This is a genomic window from Streptomyces sp. NPDC002870, from assembly GCF_042888505.1.
Classification (GTDB): domain Bacteria; phylum Actinomycetota; class Actinomycetes; order Streptomycetales; family Streptomycetaceae; genus Streptomyces.
Genome location: NZ_JBIAPW010000012.1, coordinates 151,775 through 167,847 on the forward strand (window position 1 = coordinate 151,775; position 16,073 = coordinate 167,847).

The following is a 16,073-nucleotide window of genomic DNA, read 5'->3' on the forward strand; positions in this document are numbered from 1 at the left end:
TGGTCTTGGGGTTCACGCAACGAGGTTAACTCGCCCGTTCGAGTGGCCAGGACCCGACCGTCTCATACCGCGGCTGCTCGCCCTCTACCCCGCTCACCGGCAGGTTGCTGCGTACGAGCGCGAGCTCGGCCACCTCCCAGGGCGCGCCCTCGAAGGTGTCGAGCGCCTCGACGTACGGGCGCAGATCCGCGTCGTCGCGGCTGCGGGCGATCGTGAGGTGCGGGTGGTAGCGGCGGTGCTCCGCCATGCTGACCCCGGCCCGCCGGGCCGCGGCGTCCGCGCGTTCGGCGAGCATGCGCATCTCCTCCAGGCCGCCCGCCACGCCCGCCCACAGGGCCCGTCGGCCGAACCGTCCGCCGCGGTGGAGGCGCAGTGGGAAGGGCGCGGTCCTGTGGGCGGCCCGCCCGAGCCGCTCGTGCAGCTCGGGGAGCAGGCCGTCGTCCACCTCGCCCATGAAGGCGAGCGTGAAGTGCCAGCCGTCCCGGCCGGTCCAGCGCAGTCCGTCCGCGCCAGGGAGGGCCCTCAACCGCTCGACGGCGACGGCGAGTTCACCTACGGCCGGGGCCGGCGGCAGTACGGCAGCGAAGAGTCTCATGATCCGAGTCTGACCCAAACGGGGGCGGTACGGTACGGGCCGGCCGGTCTCCTACGGACGAGCCCGAGCCGTACCGACCGCGAGGCCCGAGCCGTACCGACCGCGAGGCCCGAGCCGCGAAAACCGGCGCACCCGCGGCCGCGCGGCCCGCTCACGCCGCCGTCGCCAGCTCCTCCCTCGGGACGAACTCCACATGTCTGTGTCCCCGCCGCAGATCTATTTTCAGGCGCAGCCCGCCCACACGGGCGAGCATCACGCCGACTCCGATCGCTGCGACCAGGGCCACCGCGCCACCCGCCGCGAAGCCGATCCGCGGTCCGTAGGTGTCGGTGATCCAGCCGACGAGGGGCGCGCCCACCGGCGTACCGCCCACGAAGACCATCATGAACAGGCTCATCACGCGGCCTCGCATGGCCGGTTCCGTCGCCATCTGAATGCTGGAGTTGGCCGTGACGTTGACCGTCAGGCCGAACATCCCGATCGGCACCATCAGCACCGCGAAGATCCAGAACTGCGGCGCGAACGCGGTCACGATCTCCAGACCGCCGAACAGCATCGCCGCGCCCACCAGCACCCGCAGTCGCGAGGTGCCGCGCCGGGCGGCGAGCAGGGCGCCCGCCAGGGAGCCGGCCGCCATCAGCGTGTTGAGCAGGCCGTACGTACTCGCGCCCGAGTGGTAGACGTCGTCCACGAAGGCCGAGAGCCAGATCGGGAAGTTGAAGCCGAAGGTGCCGATGAAGCCGACGAGGACGATCGGCCAGATCAGCTCGGGGCGGCCCGCGACGTACTTCAGCCCTTCCCGCAGCTGCCCCTTGGAGCGCGGTGCGCGCTGGACCTTGTACAGCTCGCTGTTGCGCATCAGCAGCAGGCCCGCGATGGGCGCGAGGAAGGACAGACCGTTCAGCAGGAAGGCATAGCCGCTGCCCACGGCCGTGATCAGCACACCGGCGACGGCCGGACCGACCAGCCGCGCGGACTGGAAGTTCGCGGAGTTGAGGCTGACCGCGTTGGCCAGCTGCTCAGGACCGACCATCTCGGCGACGAACGACTGACGCGCCGGATTGTCGACGACGGTGACGAGGCCGAGCAGGAAGGCCGTGAGGTAGACGTGCCACACCTGGACATGGCCACTGAGCGTGAGCACGGCGAGCGCCAGGCCGGTGAGGCCCATCGCGACCTGAGTGGCCAGCAGCAGCGGCCGCTTGGGCATGCGGTCCGCGAGCACCCCGCCGTACAGGCCGAACAGAAGCATGGGCAGGAACTGCAGCGCGATGGTGATGCCGACGGCGGACGCGGATCCGGTCAGCGTCAGTACCAGCCAGTCCTGGGCGATGCGCTGCATCCAGGTGCCGGTGTTGGAGACGACTTGCCCGGTGGCGAAGAGCCGGTAGTTACGGATCTTCAGCGAGCTGAACATTCTCGTAGGGGCGGGTGCGGGTGCGGAGTCTGCTCCGGGTCCCGGACTCAAAAGGGTTCGCCTCCTCAAAGGTGCTGTGGTTACAGGTGTGCGAGCTTCTCCAGCACGGGGGCGGCCGCACGCAGCGTCGCCCATTCGTCCTCGTCCAGACCCTCTGCGAGCGAGGCCAGCCAGGCGTTCCGCTTGCGGCGGCTCTCCTCGAGCATGGCTTCCGCCCGCTCGGTCTGGCTGACCACCTTCTGCCGGCGGTCATCGGGGTGCGGCTCGAGCCGGACCAGTCCCTTCGCCTCGAGCAAGGCCACTATCCGGGTCATGGACGGCGGCTGGACATGCTCCTTGCGGGCCAGCTCGCCGGGGGTGGCGGAGCCGCAGAGGGCGAGGGTGCCGAGCACCGACATCTCGGTGGGGCTCAGCGATTCGTCGACGCGCTGATGCTTCAGGCGTCGGCTCAGCCGCATCACGGCCGAGCGGAGAGCGTTCACGGCGGCGACGTCGGCGTCGCTGCCAGGGGACAGGGCAGGCATGTTTGTTAGCATAACTCATTACCCTGCCTAAAGACCAGCCGGTATCCGCAGGCGGTCAGGAGCTGCGCAGCAGACACGCAGGGGATAGCTGCGTCACCTATACGAGTGAGACAGATCCGGAAAGTGACGCACCGGCCACCGAGATACGGCGACCCTGGCTGACATGGGATCGACAGTGCTCAGCCTCCGGATAGACGGTGAGCTGCTCGACCGTCTCAGGCACCATGCCGCCAGACGCGGAATGAGCGTCCAGGACTACGTGGTCCGGACGCTCGTCCGCGATGACTTCGACGAACGCTTCAAGGCGGCGGTCGACGAGACAGAGGAGTTCTACGGGCGTACGTGAAGCGCCCTGCGTGCGCCTTACGTCAGGCCCAGCGCCGGCATTGCGTAGTAGAAGACGAACACCGCAGAGACCACGTACATGGCGACGGGCACCTCGCGGCCCCTCCCGACCGCCGGCCGCAGCACGCTGAAGGCGATGAAGCCGATGCCGATGCCGTTGGTGATGGAGTACGTGAACGGCATCATCACCATCGCCAGGAACGCCGGGACGGCGACGGTGAAGTCACTCCAGTCGATGTCCCGGACCGACCCCGCCAGGATCAGGAAGCCGACCGCCAGCAGCGCGGGCGTCGCCGCCTGGGACGGGACCATCGTGGCGAGCGGCGTGAGGAACAGCGCCACGGAGAACAGCCCACCCGTGACGACGGACGCGAGGCCGGTACGTGCCCCCTCGCCGACGCCCGCCGTGGACTCCACGAAGCATGTCGTGGCGGACGACGAGGTCGCGCCGCCCGAGGCGACCGCGATGCCGTCGACGAACAGCACCTTGTTGATGCCGGGGAAGTCGCCGTCCTTGTCGATCAGCTTGGCCTCGTCGCCGACGCCGAGGATCGTGCCCATCGCGTCGAAGAAGCAGGACAGCAGCACGGTGAAGACGAACAACACGCCCGTCAGATAGCCGACCTTCTCGAAGCCGCCGAACAGGCTGACCTCGCCCACCAGTCCGAAGTCCGGGGACGCGACCGGATTGCCGGGCCACTTCGGCGTGGTCAGGCCCCAGGACGGGACCGTCGCCACCGCGTCGACGACCATCGCGACGATCGTCATCACGACGATCGAGATGAGGATCGCGCCCGGCACCTTACGGATGATCAGCGCGAGCGTGAGCAGGGCGCCGAGGGCGAAGACGAGAACCGGCCAGCCGTCCAGGTGGCCGCCCGCGCCCAGCTGGATCGGGACGGTGGTCTTGGCGACGTCCGGGATACGGGAGACGAAGCCCGAGTCCACCAGGCCGATCAGCATGATGAAGAGGCCGATGCCGATCGCGATGCCCTTGCGCAGGCTGCGCGGCACGGCGTTCATCACGCGCTCGCGCAGACCGGTGGCGACCAGCAGCATCACGACGAATCCGGCGAGTACGACCATGCCCATCGCATCCGGCCAGGACATCCGGGGCGCGAGCTGGAGGGCGACGACGGTGTTCACGCCGAGGCCGGCCGCGAGAGCGATCGGGACGTTGCCGATGACACCCATGAGCAGCGTGGAGAAGGCCGCGGTGAGCACGGTGGCGGTCACCAGCTGGCCGCCGTCGAGCTGGTGGCCGTACATGTCCTTCGCGCTGCCGAGGATGATCGGGTTCAGCACGATGATGTAGGCCATCGCGAAGAAGGTGGCGAATCCGCCGCGTACCTCGCGGGCGACCGTGGAGCCGCGCTCCGAGATCTTGAAGAAGCGGTCCAGCTGGTTCTGCGGCTGCTGACCCGAAGCCGGCGGCCGCGGGGCGCCGACCGGGACGGTGGCCGTGAGGGGCATGCGGAACCTCAGTCGTACGGGGGGCTTGGACGTTTGCACGAATAAATCAGGCCAACGGCAAACCGTTTCAGTATGAACACATCAGCCGGAGAGTGCTATCTCCGCGCGTAGACCCACGGAACGACCGGCGCCCGAACGGCTGGTCGGGTGCCGCCTACACTGTGCGCATGGCGAAGTGGACCCCCAAGCACGAGGCACCCGAGCCCCTGGAGGGGCCCGTCGTCGCCACCATCATCGGCGGCACGATCCTCTGGTTCGTCCTCTTCCTCGTACAGATCCCCTTCTACAGCTGGTTCGAAGACCGCGACCTCATGTGGTGGGTGTGGACATGCCTGGCCGGCGCCGGTCTGGGGCTGATCGGCATCTGGTACGTACGGGGCCGCGAGGCGGCGATCAAGCGCTCGCACTCCGCAGAGGCGGCCGAGGCGGCGGAGGCGGCGGACACGGCCGAGGCGGCGGACGGCGGTGCGGCCGCCGCAACCGACGAAGGCAAGTGACCCTTGAGGCGCTTGTAGTGCCGGAGGACCATTCGCGTCCTACCAGGGTCTGACTTCGGCGCACTCGGCGGGTGAGACGGTCCGTACGGCCGTACCGTCGAAACCATGACGCAGCGGGCGAGGATCGACACGGACGGCCCCGAGCCGGGCCGACCCGTCATCGACGCGGGGGCCGAACTCGACCCCGTGCACCCGATGAAGCCACCCAAATCAGCGATCGTGCCGCGCCCTTCCGGGCTGACCACCGCGGAGGTCGCCGAGCGGGTCGCGCGCGGCGAGGTCAACGACGTACCCGTCCGCTCCTCGCGCTCCACCGCCGACATCGTCCGCGGCAATGTGTTCACCCGCTTCAACCTCATCATCGGCGTGCTGTGGGTGATCATGTTCTTCGTCGCGCCGATCCAGGACAGCCTCTTCGGCTTCGTGATCATCGCCAACACCGGCATCGGCATCATCCAGGAGCTGCGCGCCAAGAAGACGCTGGACGGGCTCGCGGTCATCGGTGAGGCCAGACCGACGGTGCGACGCGACGGCGTGGCCGCGGAAGTCTCCACCTCCGAGATCGTCCTCGGCGATCTCGTCGAACTCGGGCCGGGCGACAAGGTCGTCGTGGACGGCGAGGTGGCGGAGGCGGACAGCCTGGAGATCGACGAATCTCTGCTGACGGGCGAGGCCGACCCGGTCGTCAAACAGCCGGGCGAGAAGGTGATGTCCGGGAGTTTCGTGGTCGCGGGCGGCGGGGCGTTCACGGCGACGAAGGTGGGGCGCGAGGCGTACGCGGCGCAGCTCGCGGAGGAGGCGTCCCGGTTCACCCTCGTCCACTCCGAGCTGCGCAGCGGCATCTCGACGATCCTCAAGTACGTGACCTGGATGATGGTCCCGACCGCGATCGGGCTCATCATCAGCCAGCTGGTCGTCAAGGAGAGCAACTTCAAGGACTCGGTGGCCAGGACCGTCGGCGGCATCGTGCCGATGATCCCCGAAGGGCTTGTGCTGCTGACGTCGGTCGCCTTCGCGATCGGCGTCATCCGGCTCGGCCGCAAGCAGTGCCTGGTGCAGGAACTGCCCGCGATCGAGGGGCTGGCACGGGTCGACGTCGTCTGCCTCGACAAGACGGGCACGCTGACGGAAGGCGGCATGGACGTCACCGAGGTGCGGCCGCTGGGCGGCTCGGACGAGACGTACATACGTAAGGTCCTGGGCGCGCTCGGCGAGTCCGACCCCCGGCCCAACGCGTCCCTCCAGGCGATCATCAATGCGTATCCGGACAGCGAGGACTGGCGCTGCACCGAGTCGCTGCCCTTCTCGTCGGCCCGCAAGTACAGCGGCGCCAGCTTCAGCGAGGGCAACGGCGAGAGCTCCACCTGGCTGCTGGGCGCGCCCGATGTGCTGCTGCGGGCGGGCGATCCCGCCCTGGCCGAGATGGAGCAGCTCGACCAGCAGGGTCTGCGGGTGCTGCTGCTGGCCCGGGCGGCGGGCGAGCTGGACGCGCCGGCCGTCGCGACCGGAGCCGAGCCGACGGCGCTGGTCGTACTGGAGCAGCGGCTGCGGCCCGACGCCTCCGACACACTGCGGTACTTCGCCGAGCAGAACGTCTCGGCGAAGGTCATCTCCGGCGACAACGCGGTGTCGGTGAGCGCGGTGGCCGGAAAGCTCGGTCTGCCGGGCGCGCAGAACACGGTGGACGCGCGCCATCTCCCAGAGGAGCGCGGAGAGATGGCCACGGCCCTGGACTCCAACGCGGTCTTCGGCCGGGTCACCCCGCAGCAGAAACGCGACATGGTGGGCGCGCTGCAGTCCCACGGCCACACCGTCGCGATGACGGGCGACGGCGTCAACGACGTCCTGGCCCTGAAGGACGCGGACATCGGTGTCTCGATGGGCACGGGCTCGGAGGCGACGCGCGCGGTGGCTCAGATCGTGCTGCTCAACAACAGCTTCGCGACGCTGCCTTCGGTGGTGGCGGAGGGCCGCCGGGTCATCGGCAACATCACCCGGGTCGCCACGCTCTTCTTGACCAAGACGGTGTACTCCGTGCTGCTGGCGATCCTGGTGGTGTGCAGCCAGGTCGAATACCCCTTCCTGCCACGGCACTTGACGCTGCTGTCGACGCTGACCATCGGCGTACCGGCGTTCTTCCTGGCGCTGGCCCCGAACAAGGAGCGCGCGAAGCCGCACTTCGTACGCAGGGTGATGCGGTACGCGATCCCGGCGGGCGTGATCGCGGGTGCGGCGACCTTCGCCACCTATCTGCTGGCCCGCTCGCACTACAGCGGCCCGGGCGCGCTGGACGCGGAAACGAGCGCGGCGACGCTGACGCTGTTCCTGGTCTCGATGTGGGTCCTGGCGATCATCGCCCGCCCGTACACGTGGTGGCGGGTGTGCCTGGTGGCGACGATGGGGGCCTGCTTCCTGATCGTGCTGGTCGTGCCGTGGCTGCAGGACTTCTTCGCGTTGAAGCTGGTGGGGACGACGATGCCGTGGGGCGCGGTGGGGCTCGCGGCGACGGGGGCGGTGCTGCTGGAGGTCGCGTGGCGGGTGGTGGACAGGAAGTTCCCGGCGTAGGAGGGTCTTCACGCAAACGCAGCGCCGCCTCAGCGGGCGGGGGCTGCGTCGCTCTCTCCACTCCGAATCGTTGCGGCATCGCGCCGCAGCTGGGCGAGGACAGTCCGGACGGCTCTTCGTGCGGTGCGCTCGGGGCGATGCAGCGCGTCGATATGACGTCGGGCATGTACGCCGCTGAGCGGTCTGAGGACCACCCCGGGGTGGGGACGCGCGGTCCAGCGCGGCATCAGGGCGAGTCCCCCACCGGCGGCGACGACCTCGGCGACCACCGCGAATTCGTTGATGCGGTGACGGATGTCGAGTCGGCGGTTCGCGGCGGCGGCGAGGGCCTCGATGGTGGCCATCAGCGGGAAGCCGTCGTGGACGGTGATCCAGGGCTGGCCGGCGACGTCCTGAGGGGTGAGGCGTCGCTTACCGGCCAGCGGGTGATCTTCCGGCATGGCGACGTCGAGCGGTTCGTGCAACAACGCGGTGACGCCCACCGTGTGGGGCCAGGGCGGAGCGTGGTCGAGGCGGTGAGCCAGGACCAGGTCGTACTCCCGGGTCAGCGGCGGGAAGTCTTCTTGTGCGACGTCCTCGTCGGCGAAGGTGAGCTGCGGGCACCCCGGCCCGGCGAGGCCGCGTAGCAGGAGCGGCAGGAACGCCGCGGCCGCACTGTGGAATGCTGCCACCGAGACACTGCCATCCGGTTCGTCGACGAACGCGTCAACGGTGCGTCGCGCTCGGGCCAGGGCGGTCTCCACTTCGATCGCCGCGCCGGCCAGGGCTTGCCCGGCAGCGGTGAGTACCAGTCGTCGTCCATCGCGTTCGGTCAACGGGACGGGCATTGAACGTTGCAGCAGTCGTAGCTGCTGGGAGATCGCAGAAGGCGTCACCAACAGCGCCTCGGCGACCGCGGTGACACTTCCCAGCTCGCCGAGTTCACGCAGAACCCGCAACTGACGCTCATCCATGCTGTCAGTGTAGGGATGCTAAAGATTCGTTTGAGGAACTCGTCCTTGGCTTCAGTGTCTCCAGGGTCCAGCGTTGAAGCCATGCCCGATTCCCGCCGTACCGATCTGGTACTGCTGCTCGTCGCCACCGTCTGGGGTTCCAGCTATCTGTCGGCGAAGACAGCCACCGTAGCCATCCCGGTCCTGGCGATTCTGTTCACGCGGTACGTGATCTCCGCCCTTGCCTGTGTCGCCTTGGTCGCCGCCCGTCGGGGGCCCCGCTACACCCGTGACGAGATCAGGTCCGGGTCGCTGCTGGGGGTCACGCAGGCGGCCGTCCTGGCGTTGGAGACATACGGAGTTGCGCACACCAGTGCCGCCAACGCGGGTCTGATCATCAGCCTGACCATTGTGCTCACCCCGCTGCTGGACCGTACGGGCCGCCGAGGCGGACTGCCGCCACGGTTCTTCGCCGCCGCAGGCGTGTGCGTATTGGCTGTCGGGCTGCTCATGTCCGGCAGCGGCCTCCACACTCCGGGAGCCGGCGAGCTGCTGATGCTCGCCGCCGCAGCGGTGCGGGCGGTGCACGTCGTGCTCGTCGGACGGCTCACCACAGGCCGCGAGCTGCGTCCGCTGCACCTGACAGCCGTGCAGACCGTCGTCGGTTCGGCGCTGTTCCTGGTGCCGGCCGCCGGCCAACTCCCGGTCCTGATCCACGCCGATGCCATGACGTGGACCCAGCTGGTCTACCTCGCCCTGTTCTGCAGCGTGTTCGCCTTCCTCGCCCAGACCTGGGCAGTACAACGCACCTCTGCCAGCCGGGCCAGCCTTCTCCTCGGCACCGAACCCGTCTGGGCCGTCGTGATCGGCATCGGCCTCGGCGGCGAACGGCTCACCGTCCTCGCCGCCCTTGGTGCGGTGCTGATGGTCGCGGGGACCTACTGGGGCCAGACCATCGAACGGGCCCACCGCGCCACCACCGTGAAGGAGAACGCCGTACGCCGAATCACGACACCTACCAGCGCCTGATCACCCTGCTCGACACCACCAACACCCCGTACCGGCTGATCGACCACAACCCGAAGGCACTACCGAGACCGTCAGTGCGCCCTCGCTACCGCGTCGCGTCGAACCAGCGTGCCGTGGCCAGTTCCTCCGTGCGTGACGGGTCCTCCAGCAGCGCCGCCACCTCGAAGCGGCGTGGCCACTGGCCGGCCGTCCAGGCCAGGCCCGCCGCCACGCCCTCCACCGTGGACGCGTGGATCACGCCGTCCGGGGTGCGGCGCCACTCCAGTTCCGTGCCGCCGGCGATCAGTTCCTCGTGCTCGACGTACGTCGCCGGCGTGGCCGGGCCGAGGAGGACGTGCACCGATTCGGGGACCTCGTGCTCCTCGCCCCGGGTCGTCACCGCCGCCGCGACCGTCTCGCTCAGGCGGCGGACCTGGAGCAGTTCCGCCAGTTCCGCCGCCCGCGAAGGGCTCACCGGAAGCAGCGGCAGGCCCGCGGCGAGCGGGAGCAGGTCCGGCGCGTCCGCGACCACCGCGTCCGCCGCGTCGACCACGCGGACCTCGCCGTCCACGACCGCGCGCAAGTCGTCCGGGAGCGTGACCTGTTCCGGGTCGAGGTCGGCCAGGGCCGTGTACAGGGCGTGGAGTTGGGCCGGGCGCACCGGGCGGTCCGGGTCCGCGAGGCGGCCGAGCAGCTCCGCCGCCCCGCCCGGCTCGTCGAGGAGCGCGGCGACCGAGGTGCGTACACCCAGCGCCCGCAGCACCTGCGCGTCGTCGAAGCCCGTCGCGTCCACGGCCTCGTAGAGCCCGGCAAGCATCGGGTCGCCGCCCGCGGCCCGCAGGCCCGCCGGGCGCCGGCCGTCCAGGACCGGATGGTCCCGCAGCCACCACGCCGTGTACGGGCGCACCGTCTCCGTCGTGCCGTCCGGCAGCAGGATCCGTACGTTCTGGGTCAGCGCGTCCCGCAGCGGCGGCTGCGCCAGCAGGGCCAGCGCCTGCGGCCAGCAGTCGTCGTCCACCAGGTCCAGGTCGCGGACCGCGACGATCTCCGTGGCGACCGGCGGCACCGGCGTGTCCGGAAGCCGGTCGAGCACGTCCTCGCACCAGACGTCGACCGCGTCCAGCAGGCCCGCGTCGTCGGGCTCGGCGAAGTCCCCTTCGCGGGGCTCCAGTTCGTCGGGGTCAAGGACGACGTCCGTGGCCCGTACGAGCGCGAAGTTCGCCAGCACACCGCACGCGGCGAGGGGCTGCTCGCCCCACCGCTCGGCCAGTTCGGCGTCGCACAGCGCCAGTTCGTCCTCGCGCATCACGGAGGCGAAGGGGCTGCCCGGGAGGACCAGTTCACCGGCAGGCGCGAGTTCGCCGTCCTCGTCGGGCAGCGCGAGCGCGCCCAGCCACGGCTCGTCGCCGGGCTCGATGCCCGCGTCCCGTACCAGCGCGAGCACCGTCTCGGCGAGCTCGTCCGCGTCCAGCGCGGCACCGTCCCCGACTCCGTCGTACCAAACCTCGCCCGCGTCCAGCGAGCCCGCGACCGCCGACCTGACCTGCGGCGTCGTCAGCACGGCGCGCGGCGTCGCGGGCAGCGCGCCCAGCTTCTCGAGCAAGGGGTGCGCCGCGTCGGGGTGGACGACCTTCAGGCCGAGACGGGCCAGCTGCGGCGGTGTATCGGCCATCGGCAGCAGCGTCTGGCGCGGCCCGATCGTCGTACGGCCGTCCGCGAGGGGAACGGGAAGTCCGGACAGCCGGTCGGGGTCGACGCCCGCGAGGCTGTCGTACAGCCGCTGCCACCAGCCGGGCTCGCGCTCGAGACCCGCCAGCCGGTCGATCGCCTCGGTCAGCGGCACCCTCGCGACGCCGAGCGTACGCAGCTCGACACGGCGCTCAAGACCGGCCGGCAGCAGGCACGGCAGCACCTCGGCAAGGACGCGTACGGTCTCCGCGCCCGCGCCCTCCAGGACCTCCGCCTCGATCGGCCGCAGTCCGGCGGAGACCTCGCGGTCGGGCAGACCCGTCTCCTCGCCGGACGCATCGCGCGGCGCCGCCGCCTGAAGGAAGGCCGTGCGCGGCAGCAGCTGAAGGATCGCCGCCCGCAGGGCGCCGTCCAGCTCGCCCTTGCCGAGCGGCCCGGGCACCAGGTCGATGGTGCCGACGCTCACCGGCTGCCAGTCGCCGAGCAGTTCGGCGTACGCGTCCGCAGCCCGCCGCACCAGGAAGTCGGTGAGCGGCCCGGGCGCGGGATGTCGGCGGGTGGGGTCCAGCGGCAGCGAGGCGATCAACAGCGCGGGCACGCCGAGGGGTTCGTCGGTGGGCGTCGGCGCGTGCACCACCGGGGCGGTGCGCGGCCGGGCGGGTGCGCCCTCGTCGTCCACGGGCACGGCCCAGGTGACGCTCCAGAACGGCCGCAGCCGCTCCTCGACCGGCCGGTCGGCGAGCAGCGCGGGCTCGAGGGAGCCGCCGTGGCTGACGACCCGCCAGCGCCGGTCGCCCTGCGCGCTGTCCTCGATGTGTACGTACGCCCCATGCACGGAGCGCCTCAACTCCCGTACACCGGACGGGGTTTCGATCATGATCTCGGCGAGCCCGGGCAGCGTGAGCAGCAGCGCGTCGTCGATCCCGGCGAGCAGCCGCTCCACGAGGTCGACCGCCGCGCCGTCCCGCAGCGGCAGGACGACCACGGTGTCGTACCCCTCGGGCGCCGTCCCCTCTGCGGGCAGCGGCAGCCGCAGCAGCGGTACGTGCCCGTCGCGGCGGCGCAGCTCGTCGCCGAGCCCGGGGCTTGCCTGGGCGGCCTGCTGGGTCAGCTCCCTGGCCTCCGCGAGCGACCAGCGCACACCGCCGTGCCTGCCGACGACGGCGGGCTCGTCGCTCACCGCCAGTACGGCCGCGAAGCCGACGCCGAAACGGCCGACGGAGGACTCGTTGCCATCGCGCTTGGCCGAAGCGCGCAGGGTGCTCAGGGACTCCACGCCGGTCGCGTCCAGGGGGGCGCCGGTGTTCGCGGCGGCGAGGACGGCGGGCTGATCGACCGTGGCCGGCCGCAGGGTCAGCCGGAGCCGGCCGGGCACGCCCGCCCGCGCGGCGGCATCGGCTGCGTTCTGCGCCAGCTCCACGACGAGGCGGTCCCGATAGCCGCCGAGCGCCAGGTCCTCCTCGGCGTTGGCGTCCTCCCGGAAGCGGGCGGGACTCGCCCCCCACGCGTCGAGCACCCCGCGCCGCAGCCGCGCCGTCCCGAACGGGTCGGCCCACTCGGTCGTCCTGACGCCCACGCTGTGACTCCGCTCTCTCCGGTTGACCCGCGTATGTGCCTGTGCGGCCGAAGGTACCCCGGTGTGGGGGGTCGTGGTGAACGTGGGCCGGGGGAGGTTGGCAGGACCCGTGCCTCGAACGCCGGACGGGCTTGAAATCAAGGCCGTCCGGCGTTCGAGGACAGAGAAACCCAGGAGAGGGAAGCGAAACCTACGAGTGGCCGAGGTCCTCGGTGCCCTCCGGCTCCGGGGAGACCGAGCCGCTGTCGCGGGCCGGGTGCAGCAGGAACTCGTCCGTGCCCATCGAGTCGAACACCGGCGGCGCGGGGGTGGGCGGCTTCGGCATCACGGCCGCCTCCGAGTGACCTCCGCAGCCGTACGTCAGGGACACGACGTGCCCGTCCGCCGGGGAGAACTCGTTCGCGCAGACGCCGAAGGCCTGCCGCAGAGAGCCCGCCATCGGAACCAGGAATCCGCAGGTCACACAGGCCGCGGGGGCCGCCTGCGCCATCGGGGTCTTCGCGCCGTGGGACTCCTCCCAGCGGTCGGCCGCGATGTGCAGCCCGTACCGGGACAGGACCCTGGCCCGGCGCATGCCGAGCTCTTCGGCGAGCGCCGCGATCGCGCCGCGGCCGTTGGCGGCGGTGGCGTCGACGGGCCTGCGGTCGGTGAGCTCGGCGTCCTCCGCCTCGACGCGCTCGGCGAGGTCGTGCGACGGCACGGCCTCGGCCACCACGGAGTTCGGCGGGGGCACGTCCTCGCCCGTGAAGCCGGGCTCCAGGCGCAGATCCTCCGCCTCGGTGGGCAGCAGATCGCCGGGGCCCAGGTCACCGGGGCGCAGCCGCTCGCTCCACGGCACCCACTCGGGGGCGAGCAGCGCGTCGGGACCGGGCAGCAGGACGGTTTCGTCGAGGGTGACGACCTTGGCGCGGGAGGCCCGGGTGACCGTCACCGCCCAGCGCCAGCCCCGGTAGGCGAGTTCAGTGCTCTCGAAGAAGTGCGTGACGACGCGGTCTCCCTCCGAGACGAGGGACACATGCTCGCCGACCACTCCCGGGGCCGCGGCCTCCTCGGCCGCCGACCGGGCGAGGTCTACCGCCTCGGCGCACAGGCGGTCAGGGGTACGGCTTCGCGTCGCAGCACTCACAGGTCTCGCTTCTCTCCTACGCCGTCTCACGGGTGCGCCGGCCGATTCGCGAGGTACGGGCCGCAGGCGGAGCGGACCAAGGGGCCGCATCGACGTCCGCGCCCAGACCAACCTGTCTCGGGCACACCTACCGTCATCCATTCTGCGGGATGCCGGACAGGCGCGCGGCCGGGAACAACCGCCGGTGGCGCGCTACGCACGCTACCCCCTCTGTCGCTCCTCGCCCACCTGCCCGCCCCAACAAGGGGCGAACAACACCGCACCTCGGTTCGGCTCAGCGGGCCTTGGGGCACTATGACGGGGTGGCAGCCGTCAGTTCGTCGGAGGGAACCGGCCGGCTCGGAAGAGCAGGCCGGGCGGTCGGCCGTGCCTTGCATCTTCCGTTCACCGGCACGGCCCGCGGCATCCGCAAGGCGACGCATGCGCACGGCGCGGGCGAGTCGGGCCTGGGCAAACTGATCGAACTGCACGCGGTGAACGGCGCGGGCGATGTCATGATCACCGTCGCGCTCGCGTCGACGGTTTTCTTCTCCGTACCGACGGACGAGGCACGCGGCCGGGTCGCGCTCTACCTCGCCGTCACGATGGCGCCCTTCATTCTGCTGGCCCCCGTCATCGGCCCCCTTCTGGACCGCATCCCGCACGGCCGCCGCGCGGCGATGGCGGGCGCGATGCTCACCCGCGCGCTGCTCGCGCTGACGATGTCGGGGGCGGTGGCGACCGGCGGGCTCGAGCTGTACCCGGCGGCGCTGGGGGTTCTCGTCGCGTCGAAGGCGTACGGAGTGGTGCGCAGCGCGGTCGTGCCGCGGCTGCTGCCGCCGGGCTTCTCGCTGGTCAAGGCGAACTCGCGGGTGACGCTGGCGGGGCTGCTGGCGACCGGCATCGCGGCGCCGATCGGGATCGGGCTGCAGCAGATCGGGCCTGAGTGGCCGCTGTACGGGGCGTGCGCGCTGTTCGTCCTCGGGGGGTACTGGGCGTTCACGATGCCGCCCAAGGTCGACTCGGCGAAGGGCGAGCGCAAGGCGCACATGCTCACGCACGGTGAGCAGAAGCCCAGTCTGCGTACGGTCGGGCCGTCCGTACTGCACGGGCTGCAGGCGAACGCGGCGTTCCGTGCGCTGTCCGGGTTCCTGATCTTCTTCCTGGCCTTCCTGCTGCGGGAGCATCCGCTGGCAGGGCAGAGCGCGGCGGTCTCGCTGGGGATAGTGGGCGTCGCGGCGGGCGTGGGCAACGCGCTCGGCACGGCGGTGGGGGCGTGGCTGAAGGCCCGCGGCCCGGAGCTGATCATCGCGACGGTGCAGGCGGTGGTGCTGACCGCGGCGATCACGACGGCGGCGTTCTTCGGCTCGGGCATGGTGGCGGTCCTGGGCGCGACGGCGGGCCTGTGCCAGGCCCTGGCGAAGCTGTCCCTGGACGCGCTGATCCAGCGGGACGTCCCGGAAGAGGTACGCACGTCGGCGTTCGCACGCTCGGAGACGCTGCTGCAGATGGCCTGGGTGGCAGGCGGCGCAATCGGCATCGCGCTGCCGCTGAACGCGACGCTGGGCATGTCGGTGGCGGCGGGAATCGTGGCGCTGGGATTCCTGACGACGCTTCGCGGCCTGCTGGGCGCGGCACGAAGGAGCGGCACACCGCGAGCACGGGTGGCGTAGACAGGTTCGTCCGCGAACAGATCCCTGCGGGTCGGACCCGGTGCGCCTCGCCCGCGCTCGCCTGGTGCCGCGGGCCACGGTGGTGCTGGTGTCGCGAGCCGCCTTGGCGCCCCCGGGCCCCTCGTGCGCGGCGCGCCGTACCCCCGCGTGGCAGGAGCGGACGCGCCCGATAGCCTTCGGGCCATGACCGTTGCGTTCTTCTCGGGCAAGCGCCGCCGGGCCGCTGCCGCTCTGGGTGCCGTCTCCGCCGGGCTCCTCGTCCTTTCCGCCTGCGACAAGCCGACCCCGCTCGCGACCGTGACCGTCGGGACTGACTCGGTCCACACCGAGGCGGCCTGCTACAACGACGGCAAGCCGATCAAGGAATCGCTGCTCCAGCGCTGCCTGACCCAGAAGCCCGCGAAGACCGTGAAGGTCGCACTGGACGACAAGGTCCGCATGGGCGTCGACCCGGAGATCGCGGACAACGGCTGGACCCTGCTCTTCGGTGGCCAGCCCGTCGAGCAGGAGCCGTACAAGAACACGTACCGGACCATCCCCGGCAACGCCTTCTTCTCCTCGCAGACCGGCGAGCCCACCAGCAAGACCGCGGTCAGCATCATGGAGACCAAGGGCAAGAAGGTCATCGGTATCTGGCACTTCGAGTTCGAGAAGGCCTCCTGACCCGGAGGGTC

Annotated in this window: 13 protein-coding genes; 6 read left to right on the forward strand and 7 right to left on the reverse strand. The window is 70.9% G+C overall.

Features of this window, described 5'->3' with window-relative positions; translation table 11 throughout:
• Positions 1-25: 25 nt before the first annotated feature.
• The 3 genes from thpR to ACFYWY_RS17665 all read right to left on the reverse strand — a co-directional run bounded on the left by thpR (position 26) and on the right by ACFYWY_RS17665 (position 2,536).
• Positions 26-595, reverse strand: a complete 570-nt coding sequence (gene thpR, locus ACFYWY_RS17655) for an RNA 2',3'-cyclic phosphodiesterase (RefSeq protein WP_389186745.1) — start codon at positions 593-595, stop codon at positions 26-28.
• Between the two features lie 151 nt (positions 596-746).
• On the reverse strand, positions 747-2,063 hold the full coding sequence (locus ACFYWY_RS17660; RefSeq protein WP_389186749.1) for an MFS transporter: 1,317 nt from the start codon (positions 2,061-2,063) through the stop codon (positions 747-749).
• Between the two features lie 29 nt (positions 2,064-2,092).
• A complete protein-coding gene (locus ACFYWY_RS17665; RefSeq protein WP_389186753.1) occupies positions 2,093-2,536 on the reverse strand; it encodes a MarR family winged helix-turn-helix transcriptional regulator in 444 nt (147 codons plus the stop codon).
• 163 nt (positions 2,537-2,699) lie between these two features.
• Between ACFYWY_RS17665 and ACFYWY_RS17670 the strand changes: the two genes are divergently transcribed.
• Entirely contained in the window at positions 2,700-2,882 is a 183-nt protein-coding gene (locus ACFYWY_RS17670; protein WP_389186756.1) for a ribbon-helix-helix protein, CopG family, read from the forward strand.
• Between the two features lie 17 nt (positions 2,883-2,899).
• Here ACFYWY_RS17670 and ACFYWY_RS17675 read toward each other — a convergent pair whose 3' ends face one another.
• Complete coding sequence (locus tag ACFYWY_RS17675) at positions 2,900-4,354, reverse strand: NCS2 family permease (protein ID WP_389186759.1); 1,455 nt, start codon at positions 4,352-4,354, stop codon at positions 2,900-2,902.
• Positions 4,355-4,521: 167 nt separating this feature from the next.
• Here ACFYWY_RS17675 and ACFYWY_RS17680 point away from each other — a divergent pair, with 167 nt between their 5' ends.
• Positions 4,522-4,851 (forward strand): DUF2530 domain-containing protein, encoded by a 330-nt coding sequence (locus tag ACFYWY_RS17680; RefSeq protein WP_389186762.1) that lies wholly within the window; start codon positions 4,522-4,524, stop codon positions 4,849-4,851.
• A 105-nt stretch (positions 4,852-4,956) separates the two neighbouring features.
• Positions 4,957-7,416, forward strand: coding sequence for an HAD-IC family P-type ATPase (locus tag ACFYWY_RS17685; protein ID WP_389186765.1), 2,460 nt, complete (start codon positions 4,957-4,959; stop codon positions 7,414-7,416).
• A gap of 29 nt (positions 7,417-7,445) precedes the next feature.
• Here ACFYWY_RS17685 and ACFYWY_RS17690 read toward each other — a convergent pair whose 3' ends face one another.
• A complete protein-coding gene (locus ACFYWY_RS17690) occupies positions 7,446-8,369 on the reverse strand; it encodes a LysR substrate-binding domain-containing protein (RefSeq protein WP_389186768.1) in 924 nt (307 codons plus the stop codon).
• An 81-nt stretch (positions 8,370-8,450) separates the two neighbouring features.
• On the opposite strand from ACFYWY_RS17690, the gene ACFYWY_RS17695 reads away from it, so the two are divergent.
• Positions 8,451-9,377: a DMT family transporter gene (locus ACFYWY_RS17695; protein WP_389186771.1), complete on the forward strand. Its 927-nt coding sequence runs from the start codon at positions 8,451-8,453 to the stop codon at positions 9,375-9,377.
• A gap of 85 nt (positions 9,378-9,462) precedes the next feature.
• Here ACFYWY_RS17695 and ACFYWY_RS17700 read toward each other — a convergent pair whose 3' ends face one another.
• Positions 9,463-12,621 carry a sacsin N-terminal ATP-binding-like domain-containing protein gene (locus ACFYWY_RS17700; protein ID WP_389186773.1) on the reverse strand — a complete coding sequence of 1,053 codons (3,159 nt, stop codon included), beginning with the start codon at positions 12,619-12,621 and terminating at the stop codon, positions 9,463-9,465.
• A gap of 190 nt (positions 12,622-12,811) precedes the next feature.
• The gene (locus ACFYWY_RS17705) at positions 12,812-13,747 is read right to left on the reverse strand and encodes a DUF3027 domain-containing protein (protein WP_389186776.1); all 936 of its coding nucleotides are present in this window, start codon (positions 13,745-13,747) and stop codon (positions 12,812-12,814) included.
• A gap of 302 nt (positions 13,748-14,049) precedes the next feature.
• On the opposite strand from ACFYWY_RS17705, the gene ACFYWY_RS17710 reads away from it, so the two are divergent.
• Positions 14,050-15,399: an MFS transporter gene (locus tag ACFYWY_RS17710; RefSeq protein ID WP_389186779.1), complete on the forward strand. Its 1,350-nt coding sequence runs from the start codon at positions 14,050-14,052 to the stop codon at positions 15,397-15,399.
• A gap of 183 nt (positions 15,400-15,582) precedes the next feature.
• On the forward strand, positions 15,583-16,062 hold the full coding sequence (locus ACFYWY_RS17715; RefSeq protein ID WP_389186782.1) for a DUF2771 domain-containing protein: 480 nt from the start codon (positions 15,583-15,585) through the stop codon (positions 16,060-16,062).
• The last annotated feature ends 11 nt before the right edge of the window (positions 16,063-16,073 follow it).

What these genes read in the sequence shown, in the direction of transcription:
- thpR (WP_389186745.1), bottom strand. Translation starts at nt 595, where the DNA reads ATGAGACTCTTCGCTGCCGTACTGCCGCCGGCCCCGGCCGTAGGTGAA.
- ACFYWY_RS17665 (WP_389186753.1), bottom strand. Translation starts at nt 2,536, where the DNA reads ATGCCTGCCCTGTCCCCTGGCAGCGACGCCGACGTCGCCGCCGTGAAC.
- ACFYWY_RS17670 (WP_389186756.1), top strand. Translation starts at nt 2,700, where the DNA reads ATGGGATCGACAGTGCTCAGCCTCCGGATAGACGGTGAGCTGCTCGAC.
- ACFYWY_RS17675 (WP_389186759.1), bottom strand. Translation starts at nt 4,354, where the DNA reads ATGCCCCTCACGGCCACCGTCCCGGTCGGCGCCCCGCGGCCGCCGGCT.
- ACFYWY_RS17680 (WP_389186762.1), top strand. Translation starts at nt 4,522, where the DNA reads ATGGCGAAGTGGACCCCCAAGCACGAGGCACCCGAGCCCCTGGAGGGG.
- ACFYWY_RS17685 (WP_389186765.1), top strand. Translation starts at nt 4,957, where the DNA reads ATGACGCAGCGGGCGAGGATCGACACGGACGGCCCCGAGCCGGGCCGA.
- ACFYWY_RS17690 (WP_389186768.1), bottom strand. Translation starts at nt 8,369, where the DNA reads ATGGATGAGCGTCAGTTGCGGGTTCTGCGTGAACTCGGCGAGCTGGGA.
- ACFYWY_RS17695 (WP_389186771.1), top strand. Translation starts at nt 8,451, where the DNA reads ATGCCCGATTCCCGCCGTACCGATCTGGTACTGCTGCTCGTCGCCACC.
- ACFYWY_RS17715 (WP_389186782.1), top strand. Translation starts at nt 15,583, where the DNA reads ATGACCGTTGCGTTCTTCTCGGGCAAGCGCCGCCGGGCCGCTGCCGCT.